General features: G+C 38.2%; 12 protein-coding genes and 1 riboswitch. Of the genes, 7 read left to right on the plus strand and 5 right to left on the minus strand.

Annotation, left to right across the window (positions count from 1 at the left end; all coding sequences use genetic code 11):
- Positions 1–339: 339 nt before the first annotated feature.
- A complete protein-coding gene (locus MORIYA_RS03550; RefSeq protein WP_112712760.1) occupies positions 340–1,215 on the minus strand; it encodes a DMT family transporter in 876 nt (291 codons plus the stop codon).
- A 999-nt stretch (positions 1,216–2,214) separates the two neighbouring features.
- Here MORIYA_RS03550 and MORIYA_RS03555 point away from each other — a divergent pair.
- Positions 2,215–2,610 (plus strand): hypothetical protein, encoded by a 396-nt coding sequence (locus MORIYA_RS03555; RefSeq protein ID WP_043994888.1) that lies wholly within the window; start codon positions 2,215–2,217, stop codon positions 2,608–2,610.
- A gap of 48 nt (positions 2,611–2,658) precedes the next feature.
- Here the strand turns inward: MORIYA_RS03555 and MORIYA_RS03560 are convergent, their stop codons facing one another.
- Positions 2,659–3,744 carry a tyrosine-type recombinase/integrase gene (locus MORIYA_RS03560; protein WP_112712762.1) on the minus strand — a complete coding sequence of 362 codons (1,086 nt, stop codon included), beginning with the start codon at positions 3,742–3,744 and terminating at the stop codon, positions 2,659–2,661.
- Between the two features lie 230 nt (positions 3,745–3,974).
- Between MORIYA_RS03560 and MORIYA_RS03565 the strand changes: the two genes are divergently transcribed.
- On the plus strand, positions 3,975–4,430 hold the full coding sequence (locus MORIYA_RS03565) for an MEKHLA domain-containing protein (RefSeq protein WP_112712764.1): 456 nt from the start codon (positions 3,975–3,977) through the stop codon (positions 4,428–4,430).
- Between the two features lie 52 nt (positions 4,431–4,482).
- Positions 4,483–4,582, plus strand: a riboswitch (purine riboswitch).
- Positions 4,583–4,649: 67 nt separating this feature from the next.
- On the plus strand, positions 4,650–5,657 hold the full coding sequence (locus MORIYA_RS03570) for an adenosine deaminase (RefSeq protein ID WP_112712766.1): 1,008 nt from the start codon (positions 4,650–4,652) through the stop codon (positions 5,655–5,657).
- A gap of 72 nt (positions 5,658–5,729) precedes the next feature.
- Here the strand turns inward: MORIYA_RS03570 and MORIYA_RS03575 are convergent, their stop codons facing one another.
- A complete protein-coding gene (locus tag MORIYA_RS03575; protein WP_112712768.1) occupies positions 5,730–5,969 on the minus strand; it encodes a plasmid replication protein RepB in 240 nt (79 codons plus the stop codon).
- 169 nt (positions 5,970–6,138) lie between these two features.
- On the minus strand, positions 6,139–7,686 hold the full coding sequence (locus tag MORIYA_RS03580; protein WP_112712770.1) for an alanine/glycine:cation symporter family protein: 1,548 nt from the start codon (positions 7,684–7,686) through the stop codon (positions 6,139–6,141).
- A 599-nt stretch (positions 7,687–8,285) separates the two neighbouring features.
- Here MORIYA_RS03580 and MORIYA_RS03585 point away from each other — a divergent pair.
- The 4 genes from MORIYA_RS03585 to MORIYA_RS03595 all read left to right on the plus strand — a co-directional run bounded on the left by MORIYA_RS03585 (position 8,286) and on the right by MORIYA_RS03595 (position 11,315).
- Positions 8,286–8,780: a hypothetical protein gene (locus tag MORIYA_RS03585; protein ID WP_112712772.1), complete on the plus strand. Its 495-nt coding sequence runs from the start codon at positions 8,286–8,288 to the stop codon at positions 8,778–8,780.
- Positions 8,781–8,797: 17 nt separating this feature from the next.
- Positions 8,798–10,159, plus strand: coding sequence for an ABC transporter ATP-binding protein (locus MORIYA_RS03590; RefSeq protein ID WP_232011494.1), 1,362 nt, complete (start codon positions 8,798–8,800; stop codon positions 10,157–10,159).
- Positions 10,160–10,179: 20 nt separating this feature from the next.
- On the plus strand, positions 10,180–10,293 hold the full coding sequence (locus tag MORIYA_RS21205; protein WP_232011495.1) for an ABC transporter ATP-binding protein: 114 nt from the start codon (positions 10,180–10,182) through the stop codon (positions 10,291–10,293).
- A gap of 146 nt (positions 10,294–10,439) precedes the next feature.
- Positions 10,440–11,315: an alpha/beta hydrolase family protein gene (locus MORIYA_RS03595; protein WP_112712774.1), complete on the plus strand. Its 876-nt coding sequence runs from the start codon at positions 10,440–10,442 to the stop codon at positions 11,313–11,315.
- 43 nt (positions 11,316–11,358) lie between these two features.
- Here the strand turns inward: MORIYA_RS03595 and MORIYA_RS03600 are convergent, their stop codons facing one another.
- A complete protein-coding gene (locus tag MORIYA_RS03600) occupies positions 11,359–11,940 on the minus strand; it encodes a TetR/AcrR family transcriptional regulator (RefSeq protein ID WP_162629223.1) in 582 nt (193 codons plus the stop codon).
- Positions 11,941–12,074 lie beyond the last annotated feature (134 nt).

Consider the following 12,074-nt stretch of genomic DNA (forward strand, 5'->3'; position numbering starts at 1 on the left):
TTTTTTATTACTTGATCTATGATCGTTAGGGATAATGAGTGACGAAACTTGTGCTATAAGCTTCAGTTATTTAGTGGCAGAAGGTAAGAGAAGAAATAATAATTGAATACGAATTCTTGTAGAATAGACGACCGGATATTGATTTATGGATAGCTATAAACTAGGTGGGCTGGTGGATATTCAGGTTTTAGAAAAGACATTTCTATTTCACCGTAAGATGTATATTGCGCTTCAATTGCAACGATACGATTAAACTGGTAACCACCAATAAGTTTTAGTGATGAGCCATCCGTTGATGGTGTGTAAGAATAATCATCATCACTAGTGTAAAGCAGTTTATTATAACTTAATCAATGAACGTATTTTTTCACTTCCGCGATATATCAACAATGAAAAAATAATAAAGCCACAGCCAATAACTTGTGTGAACCCTAATACTTCGTCATACCAAACCATGCTTAAGATAACTGTCCACACTGGTTCTAAGATCATAATGATGGCTGCATTTGCTGTGGTTGTATTTTTTTGTCCTGCCGTTTGCAAAGCGAAACGTAGACTTGTCGCAATCAATACACTCATCGCTAACCATCCCCATGTTTTCATCCCAATTATTTCAGGCCAAGTTTCTGTGAATAATGAAACGATTACGCCTAATATTCCTGTAACAAATAACTGAATACAAGTAAGTACTAATGTGGGGATTTTCTGTGAAAAATGACTATTCAAATTAAATTGGATGGCAAGCATCAGCGCTGATAGCACAAACCAAATTTGGCTACCTGATAAGGACCACGAACTGCCTTGCGATAAAAACATCAAACCGATAATTGCAAAGGGCAGCGAAAACCAAAATACGCGAGGAGGGCGGTTTTTAAAAAATAACCAAGCAATGATAGGAACGAAAAGCATAGAAAGGCTCATGATGAAAGCACCTTCGCCTAATGAGTCACTGTGAGCAATTGCATAGATCCACAGTAATATTGCAGCCCCAAGAAAGCAGCCAACACTTGAGGCTTCAAATAATGTTTTACGATCTATCGATAACAGTCCACGATAACAAAAGGGCAATAATAATAATGAAGCAAGGATAAACCTTAATCCGATAAATCCCGAGCTTGGTAAAACTTGAATTGCTTCTCTGGAAAATATCCACCCTGCAGAAGCAAGGACAGTGGTGATCACTAGTATAAAATCGGCTCTGTGATTGTTGGTCATTTTATCCCTGAAACGTATTGTTAAGTTATCGGTATTCTATCTCTATTCTTAGTACCTGCCCATTAAAGACCGTGTTTTAATCTGTATTTTTACAATAAGGTAATAGTAACGCTATCTAGTGTTGATTGATGACTCATTAATCAAGGGATTAGTCGGTTTGGCTAAAAATACTTGGTTTAACACCTTCGCGTAAGTGGCTGTAATTTAAGGATAATTTATTTCATGCAGATGCTGAGGTCTTGTTTTTACGGGCATGTTAATTATACTGTATATATATACAGTATAATTAATTGCTCAACAAAGGTAACGAATTCAGTTTATACGGGCTAATTCTCCACTATTACACGTCATTTAAAGTCACCGTTTTTATGTCTATCATGCTGATATTAAAGGCTTATATTTAATAATTAGATTGTTTTAACGTGCGCTGTGTAAAATCTAGTTTGCTACATGGGTAACTACAAGTAATAATAAAAATAACGGCCTAAAATGCATGTCCGCGTTGATGGCGCTAAAAGAGTTTATTTATTGTTTAATAAAATCATTAATAATGAGAATAATTAATCAAGTAAGTAATTCTATTATTTAACATAAATAAATTTACATATAACTGCACTAATAAAGCAATAAGTGCTCTTAATTGTAATCACTTATCATGCAATAAACTTGTAATATTAAGTTCAACGAGAAATAGCTTAATCTATTTTATTTCGTATAATGACCGTTAAACGAAATAAAGCCCTTGATATTACTGTTTTTTAATGGTGAATACTTTTAGGATGCATTGTTATACAATACAATGAATTTAATACTTTATTTAAATATATTAATAATAGTCGTTAATTGTTCAATAGATTGTAATCTATATAATAGATATATGCTTTATTAAGGTGAATATAATGAATGGTAAGTGAACTAATTAGTGTGCTAAAATGTATTCACTTAATTCCTATTTTAAAATAAATAGGTTTTTGTTAACTCATGGACTCAGTGGTAAACATGAAGATTAAACCTGATGCAACACGAAAAAATAGCACGATAAGAATGTACGAAGACTTACTCGAAAAATTAGAAACGATAAGCGAACAATGTAACGTTTCAAAAAGTCAGTTTGTTGAAGGCATGCTTACAGATGTGTTTGAAAATGGTATGAATAATCTGTTACTAGGGACGGGGATTATTACCGTACACTTAAGTAATAAGATCACCAGGAAGCATGCTGAAAATGTGTTAATGGAAAATTATCCAAAAATTAAAAACACACTGTATGTAGAGACAGACAATGATGACACAGAAATTACGGTTAACTTAAATGGTAATCAGTTTAGTCATGATGATGTCAGTTGTATGTTTCATGCGACGCTAAATGAAATGGTTCTGCTGATAGATGGCTAGACCTGAATTAGTGGAAAGGTCATGTACCTTTCCACTATCGTGAAAAACTTATATGTCGGTCATTGTATCCAATCGTTCTCTAAATTCTCGTACTGTCGCGAATTTATTATTCACGCCTCGAGTATAGAGCTCGACCATTCTTAATGTTTTCCATCTTCCCGCCCGCATGACTAACGAGTCATCATAACCTGCGCTAACAAGATCGCAAGAGGCGCCAACTCGGGCAGAGTGCCCACTGAATGGGCGTTCGGGTAAATCAACATAGAGATCAAAACTGACAGATTGATTATAATCTGTTATTGAATGCCAAGTATTCGCAAATACCAACTCAACAGTTTTGGTTGATATCGGTTTGTCATGTGGGTTTGGACTATGATCACTTGGTTTTAACTTTTCTAATTTACCACCGCGCGGGGTAATACGTTTAAACAAAAACTGGCCATGATGTGCTGATACCTTTTGTAAATACAAAGGCAGTAGTTTAGAGGTGAATTTACTTAAATGAACAATAGAGCCATCTAATGATTTATCAGTTTTAGAGTTGGTAATGTTGATATTATACAGACCATTCACTTTTTGGATTTGATCGACAAATAGATTACAGGCTTCACTTTCTCGTAATAAACCGTCATAGCAAATGTTGAGCAATAGTGCATTACGTATCGACAGTAGTGAGTTTATATCGAGTTGCTCGTTTACAAATTTTAAATGGCTATAAGAAAATGCAACCGCTTGCTTACGTTTTACACCGAGTTTTACCTCTCGTTTCGAGATTATTTTTAACCGAGCGGTAATTATCGTTTTGAAATAAGGGATCTCTAAACCGGCTAAACTGTGGATCTTTGAAACCGCCCAGGCATAAATACGCAGTGTTTGGGCTTTGCAACCGCGCTCATTTTCTTGTATAAGAAATGCCTCAAGTATCGTTGCGTCTTGGAGAGGCAAGGGAATGACATTATGAGTGAGACAATAATCATTAAATTTACTCACATGGTAATGTAACGACTTTAGCGTGTTTTCTTCTAACTGTTCTTTACGATCACTAAACCGAATTAGATTTTCAATGTGTTCTTCGGTTAAGTGTTCAGACGAGACTATTGAGTTATTTCTTATATTTATCAATGCTTTAGGCATTATTTTTCCAGGTAAATAAAATGTTATTAATGATTAACCGCGCAATTATAGCATTAACAACTGTATAAGCAAACAGTATAAACACCTTGTTTTTTGGTGCGCTACGTGAAATCTGATCACATGATGTGAGTCCTAGCTAGTAGATTTAACACAGACACGCCTAAATTTTTAATTTGTATGTATCGATCCTAATTTAACTCATTAATATTAACGATAATAAGGACATTATTTTGAATGAACCAAGTACGGAAAATCATTTTCTAAGTAAGCATGCCGAACTTTTACTATCCAGTTATTATCGGTTAACTGGAAAGAAACTAATTGATGATACTGATTTAAATATCAATATTGCTAAAGCTTTATTTGACGCTGACTTTGTGGTGGTATCGCATGGTACTGAAAGTGATCCAATATTCAATTATGGTAACCAGTCGGCATTAAAATCATTTGAACTTAGCTGGTCAGATTTTGTTACTTTGCCATCGAGGAAGTCAGCGAAACCCATGGATCGTGATGAAAGACAGGTTTTACTGGCGAGAGTCACGGCGTTTGGTTTCATTGATGATTATCGCGGTTTACGTATTTCCTCTACAGGTCGTACTTTTTGGATAGAAAATGCAACTGTGTGGAATCTTATTGATAACAATGGGGCTTTTCGTGGTCAAGCTGCTATGTTTAAACCATAGACTTGCTAAATTACATTCTGTACAATCAGTTTCAAGCTAATTCAGCATTTCAATTCTGTAATTAGTTTTCCTTCGTATAACCCTAATAATATGGATTAGGGGTCTCTACCAGGAACCAATAATTCCTGATTACGAGGAGTTTAGTACTTTAATACTTTTCTCTTTGTAGTGTCTGTTATTAAAGAGAAGTACTTAATAAATTTTATTAGGAACTTAATCATGAAACAATTTATTCAAAATTTACCTAAAGTAGAACTTCATTTACACATCGAAGGCACGCTTGAACCCGAACTTATGTTCGAACTTGCCGCACGCAATAATATAGATATTCCTTTCAGCTCATGTGCCGAAGTTAAAGACGCGTACAACTTCCATAACCTGCAATCGTTTTTAGATATTTATTATCAAGGTGCGAATGTATTAATCACAGAACAGGATTTTTTCGACCTTACCTGGGCTTATCTGCTGCGTTGTAAAAACGACAATGTTGTTCATACCGAGGTTTTTTTCGATCCACAAACACACACCGAGCGTGGTATCAGTTTTGATACTGTTGTTAACGGTATCCATAATGCGTTATCTCAAGCAGTTGATGAGCTCGGTATTACCAGTCAATTGATCATGTGTTTTTTACGTCATCTCGATGAGAAATCCGCATTTATAGCATTAAATCAATCACTTGAACACAAAGACAAGATCGTCGCCGTCGGGTTAGATTCGTTAGAAAATGGTAACCCAGCCAGTAAGTTTGAGCGAGTATTTAAATATGCACTTGATGAAGGATTTTTAACTGTAGCACATGCTGGTGAAGAAGGGCCCGCCAGTAGCATTCGTGATGCGTTAGACCTGCTGAAATTAACCCGTATTGATCATGGTGTACGCTGTTCGGATGATGAAACGTTCGTTAAAGAGTTAGCCAAACATAGAACACCGTTGACCGTTTGTCCGCTTTCTAACATCAAACTAAAAGTTTTTGAACACATGGCTGAACATAATATTGTTGAGTTATTGCGTAAAGGCGTGTGTGTGACGATCAATTCTGATGATCCGGCATACTTTGGTGGTTATATGACAGACAATTTTATGGCTGTTGGAGAGGCGCATTCTATGTCTAAAACTGAAATAGCACAATTTACCTTTAATGCAATTGAAGCAAGTTTTATTTCAGATCAGGAAAAAAACCGGTTAATGTCGATGAATCAAACCTATTTAGATCAAAATATGTAATCTAGTACCGCAAAAGTGCCATTTTTACGGGGGATGAATTATACCTGTATGTATATACAGGTATAATTCTGATCACGAAAAATCAATACCTATCTTTTTAAAACCAATCTTTTGTGCATTTGCCGCGGCCGCATCGATCGTCTTAAATGCCCTTGGGATATTTGATTCTTCACGTTGTGACGTCATCACATGTACATTCTTATTTACTGTTTTTACTATTAAGATATAACCGTTCATTAATGGCGCTCGTTTTATTGTTACCGTTTTAAGACCGCCATTATCAAATAAAACTTTTAGTTCTTTCAGTTCCAAACCAATGAATTCCTGATATTTCAGTTAAAATTATAGATGTTATTGTACAATCAAAACTAGTATTTTAACAATCAAATTCTAAATTTGATGTCGCTATATATAACTAAAAATGGTCCAGTCAATACAATTTACTGGACCATTTATTCTTTAAAAAGATAGGGTTATAAAATTAGTTGTTTATCTCTTTAGAAACCAGTACTCCTTCTTTACTGTAATCTTTTATTTCACCAGATTTAACTCGGGCAATAAACGAATGTAACTCTTTTTTCACCACTGGCATTAAGAAATACAAACCGATGATATTGAAGATAGACATTGCAAAGATAGCTGCATCAGAGAAATCAATCACAGCACCAAAGCTCACACTTGCCCCGACAACCACAAAACAGCAGAACATAATTTTATAGACAAGTTCCGTCTTTTTGCCTTCACCGAACAGATATGTCCAAGCTTTAAGGCCATAATAAGACCATGAGATCATTGTTGAGAAAGCAAACATAACAACAGCCACTGCCAGAATATACTCGAAGATATCAGCCGTTTCAGTAAACGCCGCGGCGGTCAGTGTTACACCGCTAAGGTCGCCATTGTTCATTCCTGAAATGGTGATAACCAGTGCCGTCATAGTACAAATGATCACGGTATCAATGAATGGTTCGAGTACCGAAACGAGACCTTCAGTTATAGGCTCTTTGGTTTTTACTGCTGCATGCGCAATCGCTGCTGAACCCACACCAGCTTCATTCGAGAATGTCGCACGTTTCATACCTTGGATTAATGCACCAACAAAACCACCGGCAACACCAGCACCCGTGAAGGCACCTTCAATGATTTGGGCAAATGCATCGCCAATCATAGATGCGTTTGATACCAACACAATAACCGACATGCCTACATATAGCAGGGCCATTGCTGGGACTAATTTACTTGTTACTTTCGCAATTGATGGCATGCCACCAATAATAACCGAACCAACCATAATGGCTAAAATAACCCCTGTAACCCAACCATAACCATCAGGTATACCCAGAGCTTGTACAATCATTGCGTTCGCTTGGTTGCCTTGGAACATGTTGCCACCACCAAGTGCGCCTAAGATAGTCATAATTGCAAAACCGACAGCCAGGAATTTGCCTAGATTAGTAAAACCACGTTCTTTTAAACCTCGGCTAAGGTAATACATTGGACCACCCGAGACTTCACCGTTTGGCAGTTCATTACGATACTTAACACCAAGTGTACATTCACAGAACTTTGAAGCCATACCGAGTAGGCCACACAGGATCATCCAGAACGTGGCACCGGGACCACCAATGGCAAGTGCAGCACCAACGCCGGCAATATTACCAAGTCCGACCGTACCAGAAAGAGCGGTTGTTAAGGCTTGGAAGTGAGACACCTGGCCAGGATCGTTATTGTTCGGATCAGTGAAGTCACCTTTAACGATCTTAACCGCTAAACCGAAACGCTTGAACTGAACAAAACCGAAATAAAATGTGAAAATAATGGCCGCGATAAATAACCAGCCTACGATGATGGGAAAATTTGTCCCATTAACAGGGACTGAGGTGAAAATAGCGTTAGCGAACCAACTTAGGTTGTCGTTAAAGAACTGATCAACAGCCTTATCAAACCCGACTGGTTCACTGGCGGCGAAAGCCGAAGAGGTAAACATGCTTAATATTACAGCAATATAGCAACTAACCTTAGAGATCATATTCAATTCCATCCATGTTTTATCTTATTTAAGCGATACCAATAGAATAATTCACTATTCAACACTGTATTTACCGCTCCATGGCAAAATAATTTAGCAATAAATAAACATTTCATCAACAATTGATAATGACTTGCAGTAGATGTTTATTCTTACAAAAACTTTATAACTAGTTTTATAATCCCCATAAAGTAGTTCAGGCAGTTACTACAGCTTAAATATGATTCTTTGTTAGTTTATGTGCGATTAACGTTTTATAGGTTACGATCTGTTAAGTTTGTCACCTTTTTTTAGCATAATACTCTAAATTAGTTAGTCTATATGGTTTCATGTACTTATAAGGAGTTAGTCTATTTAGGTGTTTAAATTGGGGGATTTAAAAGCATCAATTGTAGTCAATGTATAATTCATGCCATTGCTTATTTCGGTTTTAGTAATTCGTCTATATAGGTTAATCCTCTTATTAAACGGTCTAAATAACGGATAATTAGTGTGACATCATTATTTTAGTGACAGATATCACTGTGCGAATGATTTAGATTTGCAATTGATAATAAATCTCATTAACATTAGTATATCTTATAAATTTGAGGTGGATTATGGAATTGCAACAATGCTGGATGTGTTACCTAAAGGCAGAAAAGTTAATGGAACATGGTTATTGGCCTGAAGCTCATCAGCTATACGGGGAGGTATTAGACCATCTTCCAAACCATATTCATCAGGCATTAGAAAATGAGCATATTAAACCGTGCCAGTTTTCATGCTTGTTATCAGGGTTAAGAGATGCCACTGTCGCGCAGTCTGAGATCCTCAATCAAATGGGGCAGCAACAACGCGCATTTACCACGTTGAACCAGTGTTATGCGCTGTTGCAGTTCATTTCTCTTGAAACAAGTTATCTTGTTCAACGAACGATGACGCTTATCGATAATAAAAGTGAAGATATTCTCCGTCATATGGGCGCTTTTTGTCACGCTCAACGCGATGCTCAGTGGATGCTTAAATATGAACATATCCAGAAAGCGCATCATCACTTTGCTAAGCTAAGAGTGACGGCAGACCCACACCACACCATGCAACGCATCTGTTAAATGGATAAGGACGTATCATGCTAAACCAAACCATTCTTCGAGTTCGTAACCTATCCGTCAGTTTTACGACCAATGACGGAATAGTTGATGCGGTGAAAAATGTCAACTTTGAGTTGAGATCCGGTGAAACACTGGCTATTGTCGGTGAATCGGGATCGGGTAAATCGGTATCCTCTAATGCGCTAATGTGCCTATTACCAGCCAATGCTATCGTGTCTTCACAATCAAGCATTGTTTTTGAAGGTGAATCGATCTTAGACAAAACTGAACGTCAAATGCAGTCAATCCGGGGTGATCGTATTGGTATGGTTTTCCAAGAACCAATGACGTCTCTGAACCCCTATTTACGAGTGGGTATTCAGGTTGCCGAAGCCATGATATGCCATCGTAAAGTGTCAAAAAAACAGGCTAAAATACGTGTTTTAGAACTCTTTACTCTCGTTCATTTACCTAGTCCAGAACAAGCTTACAGCAAGTATCCACATGAATTTTCAGGCGGTCAGCTACAACGTATTATGATTGCAATGGCGCTTATCAATGAACCTGACATTCTAATTGCTGACGAACCGACCACTGCGTTAGATGTTACGGTGCAGGCCGAAGTGCTGGATTTAATTAAAGAATTCCAGAGAAAAATGGGTATGGCTATTTTGTTTATTACGCACGACCTCGGCGTTGTTAAACACCTTGCTGACCGAGTGATGGTAATGTGCAAGGGGGAAATAGTGGAAGAAGGGGAAACGGGACTACTTTTCCGGGAACCACAACACGCATATACCAAAATGCTGATTAACTCGATCCCGAAAGGTCAAAAACAGCCAGTCAAAGCAACTGCTCCAGAGCTACTTTGTGCTGAAAACATTAAGGTTAAGTTCCTAGTTAAATCTCACTTCATTCCCAGCAAATCCGAATATTTTGAAGCGGTTAAAGGCATTTCACTCACACTGAAACAAGGTGAGACGTTGGGCATTGTCGGTGAATCTGGCTCTGGTAAATCGACTCTAGGTCGAGCTATCATTGGCTTGTTGCCCTTTACCGGTAATCTCTCCTATAAAGGTCAAGATCTCAGTTTACTCAGTGATAAGGAAAAATTTGCACTGAAAAAAGACGTGCAGATGGTTTTCCAGGACCCGTACGGATCGCTGTCACCGCGTATGACGGTTGGCGAAATCATTACTGAAGGCTTAAGGATGCACAAACCTAAAATGTCCAAACAGGAACGGTTACAAAAAGCCTGTCTCGCGCTCGAAGAAGTGCGTTTAGAACCGAACTCAATCAATCGTTATCCGCACGAGTTTTCTGGTGGTCAGCGTCAACGTATTGCCATTGCGAGAGCACTGATTTTGAAGCCGTCAAAGCCCTATCTGACCGAGTATTAGTGATGCAAAAAGGGAGAGTGATGGAGCAGGGAACTGCTGAGGAAATATTTAATAACCCTCAGCACGATTACACTAAAAAACTGATCAACGCTTCGTTTGACTTGGATGAAGTGGCAATCGAGGGCGTATCTTAGCTTTCATTAATATAAATGAAATGCCGCAATATGCGGCATTTTATAGGCATCGAGCAAGCAAGTTTGATGGTTTCAAATAATATGTTGAAACTGGTATGACCTCGCGTACAATGTTGTAAATATGTTACATGAATGGATAAGCTAAAATGGATAATTTTTTCACAGATGAAGTAGATGTTTATTGCCAAGATGGTTACAAACTTTCGGCCACACTCTTTAAACCCACAACTGAGATAAAAGCAGCAATTTTGCTTGCACCAGCGACTGGGATAACACAACAGTTTTACAAAAATTTCGCCTGTTTTTTAGCTGAGCATGGATATGCTGTGATCACGTTTGATAACCGAGGTATTGGAAAGTCATTATCGGGTAAAGTCAGTGCGAGTACCGCATCACTACAGTGTTGGGGAGAGCAAGATATGCCGGCAGTCCTTGAGTTTCTCAAAACAACCTATCCAGATAGCTCTTATCACCTGATTGGCCACAGCGCCGGAGGGCAATTAGTCGGCTTAATGCATAATGCGAAAGACCTCAGCTCCATTTTCACTTTTGCTAGCTCTTCTGGTCGATTAAAAAACATGAAAATGCCTTATGCTTTTAAAGCACATTTCTTTATGAATATTTTCATACCAATGAGTAACCTACTTTTTGGTCATACTAAGTCACAGTTACTTGGCATGGGAGAACCTTTACCTAAACGCGTAGCGCAGCAATGGCGTCACTGGTGTAATGGACAGGGGTATGTGAAGACGGCCTTTGGTAAATCGATATATAATCACCTGTACGATACACTCTCGATGCCGTCGCTGTGGGTTAATGCCAGCGATGATGACATCGCTATTGATGTCAATGTGACTGATATGTTGACCGTGTTTAAAAATATGAACGCTGAAACAATGACCTTATCGCCTGAAGCATGTAATTTAAGTGAAATAGGTCACATGAAGTTTTTTAGTCGCAAGGCGAGTCATTTATGGGAACACCCTTTAACCTGGTTAGAAAATAATGTCCCCCCGCAGTAGTGCAGTCGGTAATAGACTGTTAAATAGATCTACGCAGTTTAATCTACCGACACACATCCTGATATAGCTGATCAGCGAGATGCTTAATGGTATTACCTTCTGGGTGCGTATGGGCGAAGGTTCGTAATCCATATATACCCATCATCAGGTAGTGAGCACGTAAATCCGCATTACGGTCGCTGGTAATTTCCTTTTGATCAATAGCCTGTTGCAATACATGGGTAATCGCCACCTGCCAGTTGGCAAGATGTAGCGTAATAATGTCATGTACTTCTGCATCTTGTTCAGCGACTTCATTCAGCGCCTTAGTCAGTAAACAAGCCCGAGAGGCATCGCAGCTCTGACATTCTAGAACAATATGATCCAGATAGGCTTTAAGCTCAGTGAGTACGGGACGTTGACCGGTGAAAATCCCAGCGAACTCCGCATTTCTATCTAGACGATACTGCTCTAATGCGGCTAACAGAAGGCCGCGCTTATTCTCGAACGCACAATAGATAGAACCAGGGTGCAAACCTGTGGCCTTTTTCAGATCTTGCATACTGGTCTTACCGTAACCTTTATCCATGAAGGAGGTCATCGCAGATCTCAGTACTTTCTCTCTGTCAAATTCTGCAATACGCATGGCTAGTTCGTCGCTCTCTTTGGGACTCTTTATATCTGAGTCATATTATGCAATGACCCTCATTATAATCAATAATGAACGCTTATTCAAAAATAGTTGTTGAATGATCATTCAAAAAAGATTATCTTGAACGT

Source organism: Moritella yayanosii (assembly GCF_900465055.1).
Taxonomy (GTDB): domain Bacteria; phylum Pseudomonadota; class Gammaproteobacteria; order Enterobacterales; family Moritellaceae; genus Moritella; species Moritella yayanosii.

Excerpts from the sequence above, each read along its gene's own strand:
- MORIYA_RS03550 (WP_112712760.1), bottom strand. The coding sequence starts at position 1,215 with ATGACCAACAATCACAGAGCCGATTTTATACTAGTGATCACCACTGTC.
- MORIYA_RS03555 (WP_043994888.1), top strand. The coding sequence starts at position 2,215 with ATGAAGATTAAACCTGATGCAACACGAAAAAATAGCACGATAAGAATG.
- MORIYA_RS03560 (WP_112712762.1), bottom strand. The coding sequence starts at position 3,744 with ATGCCTAAAGCATTGATAAATATAAGAAATAACTCAATAGTCTCGTCT.
- MORIYA_RS03570 (WP_112712766.1), top strand. The coding sequence starts at position 4,650 with ATGAAACAATTTATTCAAAATTTACCTAAAGTAGAACTTCATTTACAC.
- MORIYA_RS03580 (WP_112712770.1), bottom strand. The coding sequence starts at position 7,686 with ATGATCTCTAAGGTTAGTTGCTATATTGCTGTAATATTAAGCATGTTT.
- MORIYA_RS03585 (WP_112712772.1), top strand. The coding sequence starts at position 8,286 with ATGGAATTGCAACAATGCTGGATGTGTTACCTAAAGGCAGAAAAGTTA.
- MORIYA_RS03590 (WP_232011494.1), top strand. The coding sequence starts at position 8,798 with ATGCTAAACCAAACCATTCTTCGAGTTCGTAACCTATCCGTCAGTTTT.
- MORIYA_RS21205 (WP_232011495.1), top strand. The coding sequence starts at position 10,180 with ATGGAGCAGGGAACTGCTGAGGAAATATTTAATAACCCTCAGCACGAT.
- MORIYA_RS03595 (WP_112712774.1), top strand. The coding sequence starts at position 10,440 with ATGGATAATTTTTTCACAGATGAAGTAGATGTTTATTGCCAAGATGGT.
- MORIYA_RS03600 (WP_162629223.1), bottom strand. The coding sequence starts at position 11,940 with ATGCGTATTGCAGAATTTGACAGAGAGAAAGTACTGAGATCTGCGATG.